Annotated in this window: 15 protein-coding genes; 10 read left to right on the top strand and 5 right to left on the bottom strand. The window is 66.0% G+C overall.

The window, feature by feature from the left end:
• Window positions 1-321 precede the first annotated feature (321 nt).
• The 6 genes from rpsF to radA all read left to right on the top strand — a co-directional run bounded on the left by rpsF (window position 322) and on the right by radA (window position 5,806).
• Window positions 322-729: a 30S ribosomal protein S6 gene (rpsF, locus tag N4264_RS09510; protein WP_261696796.1), complete on the top strand. Its 408-nt coding sequence runs from the start codon at window positions 322-324 to the stop codon at window positions 727-729.
• 14 nt (window positions 730-743) lie between these two features.
• On the top strand, window positions 744-968 hold the full coding sequence (gene rpsR, locus N4264_RS09505; protein WP_255914065.1) for a 30S ribosomal protein S18: 225 nt from the start codon (window positions 744-746) through the stop codon (window positions 966-968).
• A 149-nt stretch (window positions 969-1,117) separates the two neighbouring features.
• The gene (rplI, locus tag N4264_RS09500) at window positions 1,118-1,567 is read left to right on the top strand and encodes a 50S ribosomal protein L9 (protein WP_261696795.1); all 450 of its coding nucleotides are present in this window, start codon (window positions 1,118-1,120) and stop codon (window positions 1,565-1,567) included.
• A gap of 223 nt (window positions 1,568-1,790) precedes the next feature.
• The gene (locus N4264_RS09495; RefSeq protein ID WP_261696794.1) at window positions 1,791-3,182 is read left to right on the top strand and encodes a replicative DNA helicase; all 1,392 of its coding nucleotides are present in this window, start codon (window positions 1,791-1,793) and stop codon (window positions 3,180-3,182) included.
• A gap of 53 nt (window positions 3,183-3,235) precedes the next feature.
• Window positions 3,236-4,315, top strand: a complete 1,080-nt coding sequence (alr, locus tag N4264_RS09490) for an alanine racemase (protein WP_261696793.1) — start codon at window positions 3,236-3,238, stop codon at window positions 4,313-4,315.
• A 117-nt stretch (window positions 4,316-4,432) separates the two neighbouring features.
• Window positions 4,433-5,806, top strand: a complete 1,374-nt coding sequence (gene radA, locus N4264_RS09485; RefSeq protein WP_261696792.1) for a DNA repair protein RadA — start codon at window positions 4,433-4,435, stop codon at window positions 5,804-5,806.
• Window positions 5,807-5,810: 4 nt separating this feature from the next.
• Here radA and N4264_RS09480 read toward each other — a convergent pair whose 3' ends face one another.
• The 4 genes from N4264_RS09480 to N4264_RS09465 form a co-directional block, all read right to left on the bottom strand.
• A complete protein-coding gene (locus N4264_RS09480; RefSeq protein WP_261696791.1) occupies window positions 5,811-6,866 on the bottom strand; it encodes a 2-oxoacid:ferredoxin oxidoreductase subunit beta in 1,056 nt (351 codons plus the stop codon).
• A gap of 28 nt (window positions 6,867-6,894) precedes the next feature.
• A complete protein-coding gene (locus tag N4264_RS09475) occupies window positions 6,895-7,173 on the bottom strand; it encodes a hypothetical protein (RefSeq protein WP_261696790.1) in 279 nt (92 codons plus the stop codon).
• 9 nt (window positions 7,174-7,182) lie between these two features.
• Window positions 7,183-9,057, bottom strand: a complete 1,875-nt coding sequence (locus N4264_RS09470; RefSeq protein ID WP_261696789.1) for a 2-oxoacid:acceptor oxidoreductase subunit alpha — start codon at window positions 9,055-9,057, stop codon at window positions 7,183-7,185.
• A 76-nt stretch (window positions 9,058-9,133) separates the two neighbouring features.
• On the bottom strand, window positions 9,134-11,203 hold the full coding sequence (locus tag N4264_RS09465; RefSeq protein WP_261696788.1) for an FAD-dependent oxidoreductase: 2,070 nt from the start codon (window positions 11,201-11,203) through the stop codon (window positions 9,134-9,136).
• Between the two features lie 170 nt (window positions 11,204-11,373).
• Here N4264_RS09465 and N4264_RS09460 point away from each other — a divergent pair, with 170 nt between their 5' ends.
• The 4 genes from N4264_RS09460 to N4264_RS09445 all read left to right on the top strand — a co-directional run bounded on the left by N4264_RS09460 (window position 11,374) and on the right by N4264_RS09445 (window position 18,178).
• The gene (locus N4264_RS09460; protein ID WP_261696787.1) at window positions 11,374-12,648 is read left to right on the top strand and encodes a hypothetical protein; all 1,275 of its coding nucleotides are present in this window, start codon (window positions 11,374-11,376) and stop codon (window positions 12,646-12,648) included.
• Between the two features lie 7 nt (window positions 12,649-12,655).
• Window positions 12,656-15,649: a CHAT domain-containing protein gene (locus tag N4264_RS09455; RefSeq protein ID WP_261696786.1), complete on the top strand. Its 2,994-nt coding sequence runs from the start codon at window positions 12,656-12,658 to the stop codon at window positions 15,647-15,649.
• A gap of 79 nt (window positions 15,650-15,728) precedes the next feature.
• Window positions 15,729-16,805: an aromatic ring-hydroxylating oxygenase subunit alpha gene (locus N4264_RS09450; RefSeq protein ID WP_261696785.1), complete on the top strand. Its 1,077-nt coding sequence runs from the start codon at window positions 15,729-15,731 to the stop codon at window positions 16,803-16,805.
• Between the two features lie 71 nt (window positions 16,806-16,876).
• On the top strand, window positions 16,877-18,178 hold the full coding sequence (locus N4264_RS09445; RefSeq protein ID WP_261696784.1) for an amino acid permease: 1,302 nt from the start codon (window positions 16,877-16,879) through the stop codon (window positions 18,176-18,178).
• On the opposite strand, the gene N4264_RS09440 is transcribed toward N4264_RS09445, so the two are convergent.
• Entirely contained in the window at window positions 18,172-18,735 is a 564-nt protein-coding gene (locus tag N4264_RS09440) for a CAP domain-containing protein (protein WP_261696783.1), read from the bottom strand. The two genes, N4264_RS09445 and N4264_RS09440, sit on opposite strands and share 7 nt — an antisense overlap.
• Window positions 18,736-18,826 lie beyond the last annotated feature (91 nt).

Below are 18,826 nucleotides of genomic sequence, written 5' to 3'. Positions count from 1 at the left end.
CGGGCAGGGGCGGGTATGCCGAATCGTCGAACGACCTGGGCGTCCCCGGAGCGCGTCCGCGCCGACACGCACCAGACGATGAAAAAGTAATTACATTCAACCAGTTATGGAACGAACGCGGCGCCTCCGTGTGCCTCGGCTCCGACGTAACCGCCCGGCGCCTGGGCCGCCGGACCGCTTTGCGTTCAACAACTTGCGCCAAGGGCGGGGCTCCACTAGAATGCCGGCCCCTTCTGCCAACCGGCGGAGGGCCTTGCCTCATCGGATCCTCCGGGAGGCTGCGCAACGGCAACCGCCGTTCGACATCCACAAGGAAATCGCATGCGTCATTACGAAGTCGTGTTTCTGGTCCACCCTGACCAGAGCGAACAGGTGCCCGCCATGATCGAGCGCTACAAGGCGCTGATCGAAGGCGACAAGGGCGCCGTGCACCGCCTGGAAGACTGGGGCCGCCGTCAGCTGGCCTTCCCGATCCAGAACCTGGCCAAGGCCCACTACGTCCTGATGAACATCGAATGTTCGCAGAACGTGCTGAACGAGCTCGAGTCGGGCTTCCGCTTCAACGACGCCGTCCTGCGTCACCTGATCCTGGCCCGCGACGAAGCGGTCACGGAACAGTCCTTCATCATGAAGACCAAGGACGAGAAGAACAGCGATCGCCGTCGTCGCGACGACGATGAAGGCGGTTTCGGCGGCGGCGCCGACGCCAGCGACTCTGAAGCGGCCTGAGGTAGGAGCACACCATGTCCAAGTTTTTCCGTCGCAAGAAGTTCTGCCGTTTCACCGCCGAAGGCACCGTCGAGATCGACTACAAGGACCTGAACACCCTGCGCCAGTACATCGGCGAGACGGGCAAGATCGTCCCGAGCCGCATCACCGGCACCAAGGCCAAGTACCAGCGTCAGCTCGGCGTCGCCATCCAGCGCGCCCGCTTCCTGTCGCTGCTGCCCTACTGCGACAACCACTGATCGCACTGCGCGCCGGCATCTGCCGGCGCGCTTGTCTTTGGCCTTGCGCCAAAGATGTTCTGACTGCTTCGCGACGTTCATGACATCGCGATTCGGACAGCCACCCGCTGCACCGGCTTGCGCCGGTGCTAACGAATCGGAGTACTACGATGGAACTCATCCTTCTGCAGAAAGTGAAGAACCTCGGCGCCCTGGGCGACAAGGTCAAGGTCAAGCCCGGCTACGGCCGCAACTACCTGGTGCCGCAGGGCAAGGCCGTTCCGGCCACCGCCGACAACGTGGCCCAGTTCGAGCAGCGTCGCGCTGAATTCGAAGCCAAGGCCAACCAGATCCTGTCCGGCGCCGAAGCCCGCAAGGCGGCCCTGGAAGGCGCGTCGGTCACCGTCAAGGCCAACGCCAGCCCCGAAGGCAAGCTGTTCGGCTCGGTCGGTCCGCGCGATATCGCCGAGGCCTTCACCGCCGCCGGCAAGCCGCTGGAAAAGTCGGAAGTGGTCATGGGCGAAGGCCCGCTGCGCCACATCGGCGAATTCGAAGTGCACGTGCACCTGCACGCCGACGTGCACACGACCGTCAAGGTCGTCGTGGTCGCCGAAGGCTGATCAGCCGCATTTCGACGCCCTACGCTGTACTCGACGGGCGCCTTCGGGCGCCCGTCGCTTTTTCAGGCGGTGTGACCGCATCGTCCGAACATTTGTGACAACCCTTCCGGGATCGGTCAGCCCCGTCTCTGCGCACAACATATCCACAGGGTTGTTGTATCGACTTCTGAGACAGCGCTGCGCATGATCCGACGGAGCGCCCGCCGCTCGCCGCGAGAACACCATGTCCGCCACACCCGATCGCAAACCCGCCCCGCAGCGAGTGGACGCCCTGCGCGTCCCGCCCCACTCCATCGACGCCGAGCAGGCCGTCCTCGGTGGCCTGATGCTGTCCCCGGAAGCCTGGGACCGCGTCGCCGACCGCCTCAATGAGGACGACTTCTACCGCAAAGATCACCGCATGATCTTTCGCGCCATCGCCGAGCTGTCCAACAAGAGCATGCCCTGCGACGCGGTCACCCTGGGCGAGTGGTTTGAATCGCAGGGACTGTCCGAGATGGTGGGCGGCACGACCTACGTGCTGCAGCTGGCCAATTCCACGCCCAGTGCGGCCAATATCCTGGCCTACTGCGACATCGTCCGCGAGAAATCGGTACTGCGCCAGCTGATCGATGCGGGCACGGAGATCGTCGGCGACGGCTTCCAGCCCGACGGGCGCAGCGTGCAGGAAATCCTCGAGGGCGCCGAGCAGCGCGTGTTCCGCATCGCGGAAGCCGGCGCGCGCGGCCGCCAGGGTTTCGTGCCGATGCGCACCGCGGTGAAGGACGCCTTCGCCATCCTGCATCACCGTTTCGAGAACAAAGGCACCGTCACGGGCATTCCGACCGGTTTCACCGACCTGGACGAACTCACCGCGGGCCTGCAGCCATCCGATCTGATCATCGTCGCGGCGCGTCCTGCCATGGGCAAGACGGCGTTCTCGCTCAACATGGCCGAATACGCCGCGATGAAGACCAAGCGCGCGGTGGCCGTGTTTTCGATGGAAATGTCGGCCTCGCAGCTGGCATTCCGACTGATCTCGTCCGTCGGCCGCATCAACCAGCAGCACCTGCGCAACGGCGACATCCAGGAAGAAGAATGGCCGCGCGTCACCAGCGCCATCACCCTGCTGTCGGAAGCCAAGATCTTCATCGACGACACGCCGGCGCTGTCGCCGTCGGAGCTGCGTGCGCGCTGCCGCCGCCTCAAGCGCGAACACGACCTGTGCCTGATCGTGATCGACTACCTGCAGCTGATGCAGGTGCCCGGAATGAAAGAGAACCGCGCCACCGAAATTTCAGAAATCTCGCGCAGCCTCAAGGCCCTCGCCAAGGAACTGCACGTGCCCGTGATCGCGCTCTCGCAGCTCAACCGCTCGCTGGAACAACGCCAGGACAAGCGCCCCGTCATGGCCGACCTGCGCGAATCCGGCGCTATCGAGCAGGACGCGGACATGATCATGTTCATTTACCGCGACGAGTACTACAACCAGGATTCGCCCGACAAGGGCCTCGCCGAAATCATCATCGGCAAGCAGCGTAGCGGCCCGACCGGCAGCCTGAAACTCACCTTCCTGGGCCAGTACACCAAGTTCGAGAACTATGCGTCGGACAACTACCTCGGGTCCTACGAGTAATACCCGGCCAGGACGACGGGCGCTGTCCGCCTGAGAAAGGAATCCGTGTCACCGTGAGCCGCATCGCCGTCGCCCGTATCGATCTTTCCGCCCTGCGCGCCAATCTTGCCCGCATCCGCACGCTGGCGCCGGGAGCCAAGGTGATGGCTGTGATCAAGGCCGACGGCTACGGCCATGGTCTCGAACGCGTGGCACGCGCCCTGGCCGATGCCGATGCGTTCGGCGTCGCCGCCATCGCCGACGGCCAGCGCCTGCGCGCCGCCGGCCACGGCAAGCGCATCGTCGTGCTCAGCGGCCCGGATGAACCGGCTGACCTGGCGGAAATGCGCCGGCTCAAGCTCGACGCCGTCATTCACCACGAATCCCAGGTGCAGTGGCTTGAGTCCGAGAAAGACCCTCGCCCCCTCGCCGTCTGGCTCAAGATCGATACCGGCATGCATCGCCTCGGATTTGCGCCGGAAGCCGTCGCTGCGGTCCGCGCACGCCTGGCGGCGTTGCCCAGCGTCGATCCGGATATTGTCCTGATGACCCATTTCGCGGCGTCGGATGAATTCGACAACGGTACCACCGCCGAGCAGATCGACTGTTTCCAGCGCGTCACCGCCGATTTTCCGGGCGAACGCTGCCTGTCCAATTCCGCCGGCGTGCTGGGCTGGCCCCAGGCACGCGGTCAGTGGGTGCGCGCCGGTGGGCTGCTCTACGGGCTGTCGGTGGTCGAGGGCAAATGCGGCGCGGATTTCGGCTTCCAGCCGGTGATGTCGCTCAAGACCCGCCTCATCGCCATCAACGCGCTGCAGCGCGGCGAGAAAGTCGGCTATGCCGGCACCTGGACCTGCCCCGAGGACATGCCAGTCGGCGTCATCGCCATCGGCTACGGCGACGGCTATCCGCGCAGCGCGGCCAGCGGAACCCCTGTCCTGGTCAACGGCCAACGCGTCCCCATCATCGGCCGCGTATCCATGGACCTGGTCACCATCGACCTGCGCCCGGCGCCCCAGGCGCGGGTCGGCGATACCGCCCTGCTCTGGGGGCCGGGTCTGCCCGCGGAGGAGATCGCCGCACACGCCGGAACGATCTCCTACGACCTCACCTGCGGCATGACGCGCCGCGTACTCTTCGTCGAATCCGACTGAGATTCACCAGCGGGACCGGCCGCCCGGATCGGGCTGCGTCGCACCGTACGAGACGGCAGGTGCCGATCCTTCGCCCCGGCCCTACACTGCGGGGCTGACCGGAACGATGGAACCCCCATGGCCAAGGCCAAGACCGCCTACGTCTGCAACGAATGCGGCAGCGAACACAGCAAGTGGCAGGGCCAGTGTGTCGACTGCGGTGCCTGGAACACGCTGTCGGAAATCACGCTTTCACCGGCGGCCAAGGCAGGCACCGGCCGCCGCAGCGGCTATGCCGGCGATGCCACGGCGCCGCGGGTGCAATCGCTGGGCGATGTGGTCCAGAACGTGGAGGCGCGTACTTCCATCGGCATCGGTGAACTGGATCGCGTCCTGGGCGGCGGCCTGGTGGACGGCTCGGTCGTCCTGATCGGTGGCGACCCGGGCATCGGCAAGTCCACGCTCCTGCTGCAGATGCTGGGGGCGCTCGGCGAGCGCCTGAGTGGCCTGTACGTCACCGGCGAGGAATCGCTGGCGCAGGTCGCCTCACGCGCGCAACGCCTCTCGCTGACGCTGGCGCCGCTGCGCGCGCTGGCCGAGACCTGCGTTGAGCGCATTGTGGAACACGCCGCAAAAGAGAAACCGCGCGTCCTTATCGTCGATTCCATCCAGACGATCTGGACCGAACTCCTCACCGCCGCGCCGGGATCGGTGAGCCAGGTGCGCGAATCCGCGGCCAAGCTCACCCGCTTCGCCAAGGAATCGGGAACCAGCGTGTTTCTCGTCGGCCACGTCACTAAGGAAGGCGGTATTGCCGGGCCGCGCGTGCTGGAGCACATGGTCGACGCCGTGCTGTACTTCGAGGGCGAATCCGGCAGCCGATTCCGCGTCCTGCGCGCCTTCAAGAACCGCTTCGGCGCCGTGAACGAGCTGGGCGTGTTCGCCATGTCGGACAAAGGCCTGCGCGAAGTCCCCAACCCGTCGGCGATTTTTCTCTCCGCCCACGCCGGGCCCACGCCCGGCAGTGCCGTGATGGTCACGCGCGAAGGGACGCGGCCGCTGCTCGTCGAAGTGCAGGCGCTGGTCGATCAATCGCCCCTGGCCAATCCGCGGCGCGTGGCGCTGGGCCTGGAACAGAACCGCCTGGCGATGCTGCTGGCCGTGCTGCACCGTCACGGTGGCGCCGCCGTGTACGACCAGGACGTCTTCGTCAACGTCGTCGGCGGCATCCGCGTGCAGGAAACCGCAGCGGACCTGCCTGTCGTGCTGGCCGTGCTGTCGAGCTTCCGCGATCGCGCCCTGCCCGAAAAACTCATCGCTTTCGGCGAAATCGGCCTCTCGGGTGAGATCCGCCCCGTACCCAACGGCGAGGAACGCCTCAAGGAAGCGGCAACGCACGGTTTTCTCAAGGCCATCGTCCCGAAGGCCAATGCGCCGCGCAAGTCACGCATCGGCGAGATGGAGGTCGTCGCGGTCGACCGGCTGTCCGAAGCACTCCAGGCAACTGGCTAGAACCTCAGCGCAGCGAGGCGTTGATCTTCTCCAGCATCGCCGTGCCCGGCGACAGATCCCTCGCCGTCAGCGTGTTGAACGGTTGCGTGACGGTATTGAGATGCGAGTGCAGGTCCGCAGCCTGCGCATCGACGTAGAGCAGGCCGGTGACCACCTCGCCGCGCGCCTGGTGCTGCTGCACGTAGTTCATCGCAGCAATGCGATCACGCGGGTCGTAGCCTGCATCCAGCTTGTGCAACCGCAGCACCGAACCATCGTGCTGCGCGACCTCGATCGTCTCGCCCTCGGCGTAGTCCACCGCAATGGCCTGGCGCTCCGGAATCACGTCCAGGCGATTGACCGCATCGTTGTGGGCGCGGACATACTCGTAACTCTTGGTGCTGCCCGCGTGGTTGTTGAAAGCCACGCAGGGACTGATCACATCCAGAAATGCCGGCCCGCGGTGACTCATGGCCCCCTTGATCAGCGGCACCAGCTGGCGCTTGTCGCCGCTGAAGCTGCGGGCCACGTAGGTTGCGCCCAGCTGCAGCGCCAGGCCGACCAGATCCAGCGGGCTGTCCGCATTCACCACGCCGCGCTTGGATGTCGAGCCCTGGTCGGCCGTGGCGGAGAACTGCCCCTTGGTCAGGCCGTACACGCCGTTATTCTCGACGATGTACACCATGTTCACGCCGCGACGGATCGCGTGCACGAACTGTCCGATGCCAATCGATGCCGAATCGCCGTCACCGGAAACGCCCAGGTACAGCAGCTCGCGGTTGGCCAGGTTCGCGCCCGTCAGCACCGACGGCATGCGGCCGTGCACCGTGTTGAATCCGTGCGACTGCCCGAGGAAATAGTCGGGCGTCTTGGAACTGCAGCCGATGCCCGAGAGCTTGGCAACGCGGTGCGGTTCGATCGCCAGTTCCCAGCAGGCCTGGATGATGGCAGCCGAGATTGAATCATGTCCACAGCCGGCGCACAGCGTCGAGATCTTGCCCTCGTAGTCGCGACGCGTGAAACATAACGCGTTCTGCGGCAAGGTCGGGTGGTGCAGCTTGGGTTTGGCGATGTAGGTCATCGTGATCAGCCCGGGATTCGAAGGTGCGTCAGGACTTGCCCGCTGGCGGCAAGGTGATGGCAAAGCCCAGCAGGCAACCGGCCCAGATGAGCGAGCTGAATTGCCATGCGCTGAGAAAGATCGGGTTCTGCATCATTTCAGAGCCGAACACGCTGAAGGCGATGCGGAACCCGAACGACGCGACTTCTGCCGCGATGGCGCCCAGCAGCCAGGGCGAACGGGTGCGCAGGAACAGCACCACGAACGCCGCCAGCATGAGCAGGGCCGACAGTTCGGGCAGAAATCGCAGCAGGTTGGCGCTGTCCACGTCGCCTCCTCAGCGTGGCGCCGATGACACCGGCACACCCAGCGGTGCGGCCCGGACTTCCGCCGCCGGCCGCCCGTTGGCCGAGCGCATGCGCTCGCCGATGGCCCGTGCAATGAAGCGCGCCGTGATTGGCGTACCGTCGTAGTGCAGAACAGCCGGGACGCGCGCCGGGTCTATGCCGAACTCATTGATCACCAGGCTACGCAGCTGCGCATCGCGATTCTGCTCGACCACGAATACCACGTCGTGCGCCTCGACGAACTCGCGCACGGAGTCGGGAAACGGGAAGGCACGCACACGCAGGGTGTCCACCATCATGCCGTCACGTTCGAGCTCATCGATCGCCTCGGCCATCGCGGGACTGGTCGAGCCATAGAAGATCGCACCAAAACGCGTCTTCTGCGGCGCACTGCGCAACAGCGGCTGCGGCACGAGCCCGCGCGCCGTATCGAACTTATGCAGCAGCCGCTCCATGTTGTAGATGTAGTCCGGCCCCCTTTCCGAATACCGTGCGTAGGGATCCCGCGAGGTACCGCGTGTGAAGTAGGCGCCACGCTCCGGATGCGTGCCCGGATAGGTTCGGTAGGGAATGCCGTCGCCGTCGACATCCTTGTAGCGTCCGAAATCCTTGCCGGCTTCCAGCGCTTCGGCCGTCATCACCTTGCCGCGGTCGTATTCGCGGGTATCGTCCCAGCGCATCGGCGCACACAGACGCTGGTTCATGCCGATGTCCAGGTCCGTCAGCACGAAGACCGGCGTCTGCAGCCGATCTGCCAGGTCCAATGCCGCCGCAGAGAACTCGAAGCACTCGGCGGGATCTTCCGGCAGCAGCAATACGTGCTTGGTATCGCCGTGCGATGCGTAGGCGCAGGCAAGCACGTCCGACTGCTGCGTGCGCGTGGGCATGCCGGTGGATGGCCCGCCGCGCTGCACGTCGATGATGGTGACCGGAATCTCGGCAAAATAGGCCAGCCCGATGAACTCGTTCATCAAGGAGATGCCCGGGCCCGAGGTCGTGGTAAAGGCACGCGCACCGTTCCAGCCAGCGCCGACCACCATGCCGATCGATGCGATCTCGTCTTCCGCCTGCACGATCGCAAACTTGTTTGCGCCCGTTTCCGGATCGACGCGGAATTTCATGCAGTACTTCTGGAACGCCTCAGCCAGCGACGATGACGGCGTGATCGGGTACCACGCACACACGGTCGCACCGCCATAGACGCAGCCCAGCGCTGCTGCCGTATTGCCATCAACGAAGATGCGATCGCCAACACCCTCGGCCGGACGCACGCGCAGGCCGATCGGGTGCGGCAGGTTGGCGGTCACGTAGTCGCGTCCCAGGTGAAACGCCTGCTTGTTCGCATCCAGCAGCTTTTCCTTGCCCTTGTACTGCTCGCCCAGCAGGCGCTCGATCGCGGCCGGATCCACATCCAGCAGCACCGACAGTGCGCCGATGTACATGATGTTCTTGAACAGCTGGCGCTGGCGCGCATCGCTGTAGGTGGCATTGCAGATCTCGGTCAACGGCACGCCGAGCACGACGATGTCGTCGCGGAATTTCGATTTCGGCATCGGCCGCGTCGCGTCGTAGAACAGATAGCCGCCCGGCTCGATCTCGGCGATATCCGCATCCCAGGTCTGCGGATTCATCGCGACCATGATGTCCACGCCGCCCCGGCGTCCGAGCCAGCCGCGCTCGTTGACACGGACTTCGTACCAGGTCGGCAGGCCCTGGATGTTGGACGGAAAGATATTGCGCGGGCTGACCGGTACGCCCATGCGCAGAATGGATTTGGCAAAAAGTTCGTTCGCGGAAGCCGAACCGGAACCGTTGACGTTGGCAAACTTGATGACGAAATCGTTCGTGGCCGAGAGGGGTGTCATGCGTGGCCTTCCTGCGGGCGGGACGCCGACGGACGTCCCGCGAGTCCCTGGATACTGCGGCGGTACACCGGGCGGATCATGCGGCCTCCTGGCACGACTGGCGACTGCGGCACCCCGGACCGGCGTGTGTCATCTCCAGCAGGAACTTGTGCATGTCCCAGGCGCCGGTCGGACAACGCTCGGCACACAGGCCGCAATGCAGGCAGACATCTTCGTCCTTGACCATGACGCGCCCGGTCTTGAGCTCGCCCGAAACGTACAGGTCCTGAGCCAGGTTCAAGGCAGGTGCCGACAGCTGCGTGCGCAGCTGCCCTTCATCGGCATTCGCAGTGAAACTGATGCAATCCATGGGGCAGATATCGACGCAGGCATCGCATTCGATGCACACGCGGTCTGAAAACACCGTCTGCACGTCGCAATTGAGGCAACGCTGCGTCTCCTTGCGCGCAGTGGCCAGGTCAAAACCCAGCTCGACCTCCATGCGGATGTTGCCCAGCGTCTGTTCCGTCGCTGCCCACGGCACCTTGAAACGGTCGTCCGGCGAAATCTCGTTCTCGTAGCTCCACTCGTGGATGCCCATCTTCTGCGACAGCAGATTGACCTGCGGCGGCGGCCGCTCGCTCACCGCTTCGCCGTGGAGGAACCGGTCGATGGAAACCGCCGCCTCGTGACCGTGTGCAACGGCCCAGATGATGTTCTTGGGTCCGAAGGCCGCATCGCCGCCAAAAAACACGTGCGGCAGGCTGGACTGCATCGTGGCCGGATCGACCACCGGCATGTTCCACTCGTCGAAGACAAGGCCGATATCGCGCTCGATCCACGGAAAGGCGTTTTCCTGCCCGACCGCGATCAGGACATCATCACAGGCAACGGTGACGTCGGGTTCGCCCGTCGGCACCAGCTTGCGCCGGCCCTTTGCATCGTATTCGGCGCGGACGCGCTCGAACTGCATGCCGACCAGGCGCCCTTGCTCGCACAGGAAGGCTTTGGGAACGTGGTAGTCGAGGATCGGAATGCCTTCGTGCTGCGCATCCTCCTTTTCCCACGGCGAGGCCTTCATCTCGTCGAAGCCCGATCGCACCAGCACCTTCACATCCTCACCGCCCAGCCGGCGGGCCGAACGGCAGCAATCCATGGCCGTGTTGCCGCCCCCCAGCACGATGACACGCCGGCCGATCTTCTCGATGTGCCCGAATGAGACGGATGCCAGCCAATCAATCCCGATGTGGATATTGGCGCTTGCCTCGGCACGACCGGGCAGGTCCAGGTCGCGGCCACGCGGCGCGCCGCACCCAATGAAGACCGCGTCATACCCCTCACCGAGCAGGCGGGCCAGCGAGTCGATCCGCTCGCCGCCGCGAAACGCGACGCCGAGGTCGAGGATGTAACCGGTCTCCTCGTCGATCACCGACTCGGGCAGGCGGAACCGGGGAATCTGGGTGCGGATAAACCCACCCGCCTTCGCCTCACCGTCAAAGACAGTCACCGAGTAGCCCAGCGGCGCCAGGTCACGTGCCACCGTCAGTGATGCAGGGCCGGCGCCCACGCAGGCGATGCGCTTGCCGTTGGGTTTGCCGGGCTTGGGCAGGCGCTGGCGCACATCGCCCTTGTTGTCCGCCGCTACCCGTTTGAGCCGGCAGATTGCGACCGGCTCGGGCTTCTCGCCGTTGTTCTCTTCCACGCGGACGCGCCGGCAAGCCGGCTCGCAGGGGCGATCGCAGGTGCGGCCCAGGACGCCAGGAAAGACGTTGGATTTCCAGTTCACCAGGTACGCGTCGGCGTAGCGGCCGGCAGCGATGAGCCGAATGTATTCCGGCACCGGCGTGTGGGCGGGGCACGCCCATTGGCAATCGACAACTTTATGAAAGTAATCAGGAACCCGGATATCGGTGGGACGCACCTCACCCTCCTCGCGGCAACGCGTTGCGCGAGAGGCTCCTGGCGACACACGTGCTGGGAGCCTCGCCTGTCGATCTACGTGGAGTCTAGTTCGTGCCTTCGGGCTTGGAAAGGATGCAATCGGCAATATGCCGAACCGCTCCACGCCGGCGGGATGGCCAACTCCCGCTGCACCGTTGACCTGACCCGGCGAGCGGCAGAAGGCGCAGCCAGGGCAAGCGCTGGCGACAGGCGTGGCACGGTCCATCGGAGTGAGAGAAGTGACGCCGTTGACACCCTATGACAGGGAACGCCTGAACACATCCTGCCGATCGCACCGAGGTGGCGCTCAGGCTTTCCAGGGGGACGAACCACAGGGGGCGACGATCTCGCCGCAGTGCACTGGCGTCCCGCACCGAACCAGCCCAGGAGACCGTCATGCCCACCGATCAATTCGACGACGCGACGCCGCCATCACCTGCTCTTTCCGATGTCGCGCCGGCCACCCGCCCGGCGCGGAGCACTCATACTGCACCGCCACCAGCGGTGGAGCTGTTCGACCAGTCGAACATGTGCCTTGGCACTGCTGTCCTGATCACAGCGACCCTGGCCATCACCTGCACGCATTGTGTGCGCACACCGCATCGCCAACTGTGGGCGCGCAGCCGGCCGAACGGGAAACCAGTACGAATTAGCAAAATATACTGGCGCAGCATCAACCGCACAGTCGACCTGCTGCCAATGGGCCGCTGGCCGGCACAGGCGGCGGAACTGCTGGGCGGCAAGGACGAGATCTGTGCCCTGGAGTTCGCCGAACCGATCAGCGGATTCACCCACTACACGACACTGGCCGATGGCGCGGCCGCTGACGCCGCGCCCGCGATGCTCGACTACTGCGGCCTTGGAGTCGACGCCCATGGCAACTACGCGCCGCTGCCAGTGATCGGCAAGGCCCGTTTTGACGGACCGGTCGTCGACGAGAACATTCGCCAGCCGCGCGGCCGGGTGGCGTCGGTGCCCGGCTTCGCGTTGCCCGGCGCCGACTGCAGCGGCGGTGCCATCTGGCGCGAGGGAACATTTGAACTGGTCGGCCTGCATACCTGCCGCAAGAAGCCGGACGACCAGGCCGAGTATCTGGCAGTCACGCCGATCGTACGCGGCTGGATCCAAGCGATCGCGTCAAGCCAACGCCTGTCCGCATCCGAAGCAAGGGAGCGCTACGCCTTCTGCCTGCGCAACCGGTACAACTGCCTGGCGCTCTCGCCGCTGGACCTGGATGGCGCGCGGTTCCGGCTGACCTCCGTGGCGTCCAATTCCGACGTCCTGCAGATCGATACGCACGTCGAGCTGCACGGGACACAGCTGCAACTGCCCGATGCGCCGCCCGTCACACTGGCTGGCGCCTTTCCGGTCGGAGCGCAGTTCCATTGCCTGGCAGGCGAGCTGACGAAGCTCGTGTCCGGTGAGCACAGAACGTGGAAAATATATCTTTTCCGGCGTAGCGATGACGCTGAACTGGGACGACGCATCCACCTGGAAGTATTTCGCGACGGTTCGGTCCACCCGCAACCGACGGAAGAAAACTTCTCACCAGGCCACATTCTGGAAACGACTACGGAAACCCCACAGCAAGGACTGTTCGCCGCACTCGATGAGGACGTCCAACGCACCTACGACCAGGACGACGAAGGCAACGGCCACGAAGGCGAATAGCCGCGCCATGGCCGCTGCGCCGTTCCTCCCGCTGCTGCTGATGCTCTGCGGCGCACTGCACGCCGCGGAGCACCGCGCCGGACTGCGTTGCGGGCAGGAACCACATCCATTCCCGATCGAGACCGGCAGCGAGTTGCTGTTGCAGATAGACCGCGATGCGGGCGATGCGCGCACCGCCGTGCTGATGATCGAGGAGCTCGGGCGCGATCTGGAATGGCGCTTTGCCGGCGAAGTGGCCTATCGGTCCATTGACGCACGGCCGCCGCGTCTGGGAATTGCCGCGTTGACCTTGAGCGCCAACGCGGATATCCAGGTGCGGCCGGCCACACCATATGGGCGTTCCGCCGCGGCCATGGTCACGCTGCACTGCGCAGCCGACGCGGACATCCTGGCACTGGCGCGCTGCCTCAATACGCTGACCCAACCGGTTTATGCCCCCAGTCCCGCAGGGCCTACCCAACGCATCTGCGCGGCGTGGCGGACTCACGCACAGGCCAGTCGTCTGTCGCAGGCGGAGCGGCCCGTCGAATCGGCGGATATGTACAGCGTCGCCGCGCAGCAATGGCAATCGGTCGCCGACACGGCGCGACAGTCCGCGGCGATGCTGGGTGTCGCCGAGCAACGCATCCGCGCCGGCCAGTTCGAACAGGCCGCCGGTGCCGCCGTGCAGGCGCGGGAGCTCGCCCGCAGCGCACGCCAGGACTACTTCGCCGCACGGGCAGAGGCCGAACGCTGCATGGCGCTGCACTCCCTTGACCGGGGCGCTGACGCCCAGGGCTGCTACGACGCGCTGCCGGCCATCTACGCCACGGCCGGCGAGCTCAATGACGCCGCCAATGCCTACGCCAACGCCGCCAGCTTCGCTCTGGAGCGCGGCGACTACGCACGCGGACGCCGCTACCTTGAGCGCGCGGCAACCATCGAACCGCAGTCGGTCAGCGCCTTTGTCACCGGCAATCTGCAACTGGCGCAGGGAAAGCTGGCGGCGCTCGACGGACGGATCCTCGACGGCGCCCGCCACTATCAGAAGGCACTGTCTGCCTACGAAGCCGCACGACGGCCGCGCTGGCAGGCCAACACACTGCTACGCATTGCAGAGCTGTACCACATGCTGGGCGCCCATGCCGAAGCCACCCTGTTCGTCGACGACGCATTCCGGCGCCTGCCGGAAGACGAAGCTCCCTCGCGCGTCGCCACTGCCCTGCGCCTGCGCGGCCGCCTGCGTGCGGCCGCCGGCAACCTCAGCGGCGCCATGGAGGACGTCGAGCGGGCCGGTGCACTGTTCCGACGCCTCGGCATGGGGCTGGCGGCGTACGAGAGCCAGCTCGATACCGTCGACATGCGCCTGCATGACGGCGAAATCCTCCCGCTGCCGGCGCATCCATCAGGCGTCACGCTCACGCCGCGTCTCACGCAGCGCACGGCCTTCGTCCGGGCACGCCAGGCTTTGCACAACGGCGAGGTGGAACTGGCGCAGCAGGTGATCGCCGGCGAACGGGCGCCCGGCACGTTCGACGACCTTTTCTCGCTCACCCGCACCCGGGCCGCCATTGAGGCGCGCGGACGCCATCCCGCGGCTGCGCTGGGCACGCTCGACCAGGCGATGCTGCACCTGGCCGACGCCGCCAGCCGCAGCGGCGCGGCGCCGCTGCGCCATATCACGGGTTTGCGACTGCTCGGCCTGCGCCAGGACTGGCTCACGTACTACATGGCGCTACCGATGTTGCAGCGGCCAGGTGAGGAGGCATTGTGGACGATGCTCATCCGTTCCCATCCCTCGCGACTGCTGGCCCCGTCCGCCGCCATGCCGGTGCTGGACGCCGAATCCTTCGATCGGCAGCTGTCAGCCGAACTGCTGCGTCCGGCCGACCTGCCGCCGCCCGCATCGCACCGTTCTCTGTGGAGCCTGTACGCGGGTGCGGCGACGGCTTCAGCTCCACCCCACGCGCCGAAGCCACCGACACTCGCAGGCGTCCGCGCGCAGTTGCCGGCGGACGACGAGTTTCTGATTCTCGCCTTCAGCGCCACACACCTGCTCAACGTCGCGGTGCGTACCGATGGCATCGAGGTTCTGTCGGCCGGCACGGTACGCGAGTTCGAGGCGGCGTCGAAGGATTTCCTCCGAGCAGTAGCGGATCCAAACACAGCCCCCATGCAGCTCGCGCTCGCCACCGACGCACTGTCGCGCGCGCTGTTTGCACCGCGCGACCGGCCACCCCCGCAGCACCTGCGCCTGATGGTCGACGAGGGCCTCGCGGGAATTCCGTACAGTGCCCTGCTGTGGCCCGGACAAGCACAACCACTGGTCGAAACCACCGCCGTGACGATTGTCCAGCCCACACAGCCGGCAACAGCCCAGCCAGCCCCGGGGCCAGTGTTCATTCTGGCCAGCACGGCCGATGGCGGTGCACGCGCCGAGCTGCCGGCCTTGCCGGCCGCCGTCATGGAATCCCGCCGTGTGGAAGCCGCCCTGCCGGGGCGTGCCGTCAGCGCGCTGCGCGACGCCCAGTTTGACCGCACCGCCCTGCAGCTGGCGCTGGCCACGCCGGGCGCCTGGGTGCACATCGCGGCACACGGCACAGTGCGCCCCGGGCTGCAGGGCTATGCCGGACTCTGGCTGACACCCCGTGCCGGCGATGCGGATGCCGAGCTGGTGTCCTGGCTTGACCTCGCCGACCGTCCGATCGCCGCGGAGCTGGTCGTGCTCAATGCCTGCCAGCTCGGCGGCAACGGCGCCCAGGCCGGCCGCTTCGGCGGCGCGGCGAATTTCGCGTCGGCGCTGTCGGCCGGCGGCGCCACGCATGTCATCGCGGCGCTGTGGCCCGTGAGTGATGCCGCTACCTCCACCTGGGTACCGGCGCTGTACACCGCGCTGGACGCCGCCACGCCGGTCAACCCGGCCCAGGCCCTGCGCAGTGCCCAGCGCGCAATGCGCCAGAATCGCCTGTTCCGTCACCCGTACTACTGGGCCAGCCTGGTGCACGTCGGGCATTTCCGGTAACAGCACTGCCCCGCGCTGCGTTGGCAGGTCGCTCCCGGCCGGTTACGCTCGGTCACAGCCTCGACTTTCCGCCAAGACCATGGACCTGCGCGACGACTGGCACCTTTCCCAGCCCCTGGACAGCGCCTATGCGTTGCCCGCCGGCCTCTATGTCGACGAAGCCGTCGCCAAGCAGGAACGCCGGCTGGTCTTCGCCCGCTCCTGGCAACTAGTGGCTCACGCGGCACAGCTGTCCTCACCGGGCGACCATGTCGCGGACGAGATCAGCGGCGTGCCGGTCATCCTGGTGCGCGGCGAAGACGGAAAACTGCGCGGATTCCACAACGTCTGCCGTCACCGGGCCGGCCCGATTGCCCTGTGCAACGGCCGCGGCGCGCGATCGTTGCGCTGCCGCTACCACGGCTGGAATTACGGACTTGACGGCTACCTGCGCAACGCACCCGACATGGACTCGGCCAGCCAGTTCGACCTCAAGGCGGTCCATCTGCCCGAGATCCAGGTGGAACAGTGGCGCGGCCTGGTGTTCGCGGCACTCGACTGCGTCACGCCGCTGGCGGAGATCGTCGCCGGCATCGACGAACGCATGAACGGGCACGATCCGGAAACCTATCGATTCCATCACCGCGTCAGCTACGAAATCGATTGCAACTGGAAGGTGTACGTGGACAACTACCTGGAGGGTTACCACGTCCCGCACATTCATCCGACACTCAACCGCCTGCTTGACTACCGCAGCTACACCACGGAGGTCGCTCCCTGGTATTCCCTGCAATGGAGCCCGCTGGAGAACATCGAGAATGTCTATGGTGCCGGCGATGCGCTGTACTACTTCATCTGGCCGAATGTCATGCTGAATCTTTTGCCCGGCCGTCTGCAGACTAACCGCGTGATACCGCTGGGCCACGCCCGCTGCCGCGTCGACTTCGACTATTTCTACCCAGCATCGGCCGAGGGCGACACCAGCGAACGCTTTGACCGGGACCAGGCCTTCAGCGATGTCGTCCAGCAGGAAGATGTGGAGATCTGCATTTCCGTGCAGAAGCGCCTGGGCTCGGGCTCGTACACCGCCGGCCGCCTGTGCCCTCGGCGCGAAAGCGGCGTGCACCATTTCCACGAACTGGTCCGCCGCGCCTTTCGCGAGGCGGGCGTGAGCTGAGGGTCGCCCAAGGACCCGGTTCTTCTTTCCGGCAACCGGCTGCCGGCGCCCCTCCCTGTCGCGGAACCGTCATGGCAGACCCCATTGCTTCGAGCACTCTCCCGCGCGCGGCGCCGCTGGGTTTCTGGACGGCGACCGCGCTGGTCGTCGGCAATATGATCGGCTCGGGCCTGTTCCTCCTGCCCAGCGCGCTCGCGGTGTACGGCTCGGCTAGTTTCCTGGGCTGGGCCTGTAGCGGCGTCGGCGCCCTGCTGCTGGCCGCCGTATTTGCCCGGCTCAGCCAGCTGTATCCCCACTCCGGCGGCCCCTACACCTTCGCGCGCGCGGCCTTTGGCGATGCGATCGGATTCATCGTCGGCTGGAGCTACTGGATTTCGGTCTGGAGCGCGATACCGGCCATTGCGATCGCGTTCGCCGGTTATGCCGGCGCAGTGTTTCCGGCGCTCACCGCCACGCCCCTGCGGTCGACTGTGACGGCGGTCATCACGCTCCTGGCCTGCGTACTGGTCAACGCGCGCGGTTTGCGGACGGCCGGTGGCCTCCAATTGCTGACCACGGGATTCAAGGTCGGCGTACTGGTGATTTTCGCCGCAGCGGGTCTGCTGCTGGCCGACCCGGCCCATTTCAGGCCCTTCAATCCATCCCAGCAACCGCTATGGCAAGTGACAGCGGCAACGTCGGCTCTCACCCTGTGGGCGTTCATGGGACTGGAAAGCGCCACCATACCCGCTGGCGCCGTCGCCAATGCGGACCGCACCGTACCGCGCGCCACGCTCGCCGGTACCGCCATCGCCATCGTCATCACGATCGCCGCCTGCACGGCAGTCGCCGGCATGGTGCCCGCCGACCTGCTGAAAGCATCGGCATCCCCCTTCACCGATGCGATCAGCCGCCTGCTCGGCGATTCCGCCGCCATCGCGGTGAGTGTGCTGGCCGCCGTTGCCTGCCTGGGCGCACTCAACGGCTGGGTGCTCATGCTCGGCCAGATGCCGCAGGCAATCGCCCGCGACGGCTTGTTTCCTGCGTTCTTCGCGCGCGGATCCGCCCGCGGCGTGCCCGTCATCGGCCTGGCTGCGGGCGCGGTGCTTGCTACGATTTTGATTGCAGCGAACTACCAGGCCAGCCTGGTTTCATTGTTCACCTGGGCTATCCTGCTGTCGACGGCCGCCTGTTTGCTGCCCTACCTGGTATGTGCGCTGGCGCTGGTGACTTTGGAACCGCGACGCCTGTGGCTGCGCCTGGCCGGCGTGGCGGCAGCAATCTACACGGCGCTGGCACTGGCGGGCGCCGGCAGGGAGGCCCTGGCCTGGGGTGCCGGACTGGTCGCCGGTGGTGTTCCACTGTACCTATGGCAGCGCTATCGCACTCAATAGGGCCGCTGGCCGGTGAAGTTTCCGGGCGGCGAGTAGTTGCAGACGACGATGGTCCAGTTGGGAAAATTGGCAAACGGAGATCCGCTGGTGCAGTTACGCAATCCGCAGCCGACAGCGGTGGTACTGCGCCACACCAGCTGCGTGTAGTGGCCGCATACGCCGCTGCAGGAGTTGGCGGCGTAGTTGTACTGGGCTGCCTCGCTGGCCCAGTTGGTGACTGAGGCAGTTTCCTGGTTGCCTGGAAATCCGACCGTCTGCGCCGCGGCATTGAGGTTTTCCCCCAGTCCCGGCGCGCCGCTGTGCTGCCAGCGGCATTGGTCGGCGTAGGCCTGCGCCGTGGCGGCCAGCGCCGTATCCCAGCGCATCACCGGCAAAGCCGGAACAGCAGCCGGCAAGGCGGTGCGACGCGCACAATTGGTCAGCATTACATGGGAGCGCCAGTTCGCCGGCGCGGTCGCGACCGTGTTCTCGAACCCGTCGATCGCAATGCAGTCCATGAATACCGCCGACGCGCCCGCCGGAAGCGCAAGACTGAGTACCGCAAGAAGGTATCGCACCGTCATATCCGTCATCCGCCCGTGCAATCTAGCGCAGGAGACGCGGCATGGTGTGAATCCCACGTCATGACAAGCGCAGCGGTTGCGCCAT

Source organism: Tahibacter amnicola (assembly GCF_025398735.1).
GTDB classification, from domain to species: Bacteria; Pseudomonadota; Gammaproteobacteria; order Xanthomonadales; family Rhodanobacteraceae; genus Tahibacter; species Tahibacter amnicola.
The sequence above is the reverse complement of the archived record's forward strand: the minus strand, read 5'-3'. Positions and strand labels throughout refer to the sequence as shown.

Bases quoted from the DNA above. Each gene is read 5' to 3' on its own strand.
- rpsF (WP_261696796.1), top strand. From the start codon at position 322: ATGCGTCATTACGAAGTCGTGTTTCTGGTCCACCCTGACCAGAGCGAA.
- rpsR (WP_255914065.1), top strand. From the start codon at position 744: ATGTCCAAGTTTTTCCGTCGCAAGAAGTTCTGCCGTTTCACCGCCGAA.
- rplI (WP_261696795.1), top strand. From the start codon at position 1,118: ATGGAACTCATCCTTCTGCAGAAAGTGAAGAACCTCGGCGCCCTGGGC.
- N4264_RS09495 (WP_261696794.1), top strand. From the start codon at position 1,791: ATGTCCGCCACACCCGATCGCAAACCCGCCCCGCAGCGAGTGGACGCC.
- radA (WP_261696792.1), top strand. From the start codon at position 4,433: ATGGCCAAGGCCAAGACCGCCTACGTCTGCAACGAATGCGGCAGCGAA.
- N4264_RS09480 (WP_261696791.1), bottom strand. From the start codon at position 6,866: ATGACCTACATCGCCAAACCCAAGCTGCACCACCCGACCTTGCCGCAG.
- N4264_RS09470 (WP_261696789.1), bottom strand. From the start codon at position 9,057: ATGACACCCCTCTCGGCCACGAACGATTTCGTCATCAAGTTTGCCAAC.
- N4264_RS09465 (WP_261696788.1), bottom strand. From the start codon at position 11,203: ATGGACCGTGCCACGCCTGTCGCCAGCGCTTGCCCTGGCTGCGCCTTC.
- N4264_RS09460 (WP_261696787.1), top strand. From the start codon at position 11,374: ATGCCCACCGATCAATTCGACGACGCGACGCCGCCATCACCTGCTCTT.
- N4264_RS09455 (WP_261696786.1), top strand. From the start codon at position 12,656: ATGGCCGCTGCGCCGTTCCTCCCGCTGCTGCTGATGCTCTGCGGCGCA.
- N4264_RS09450 (WP_261696785.1), top strand. From the start codon at position 15,729: ATGGACCTGCGCGACGACTGGCACCTTTCCCAGCCCCTGGACAGCGCC.
- N4264_RS09445 (WP_261696784.1), top strand. From the start codon at position 16,877: ATGGCAGACCCCATTGCTTCGAGCACTCTCCCGCGCGCGGCGCCGCTG.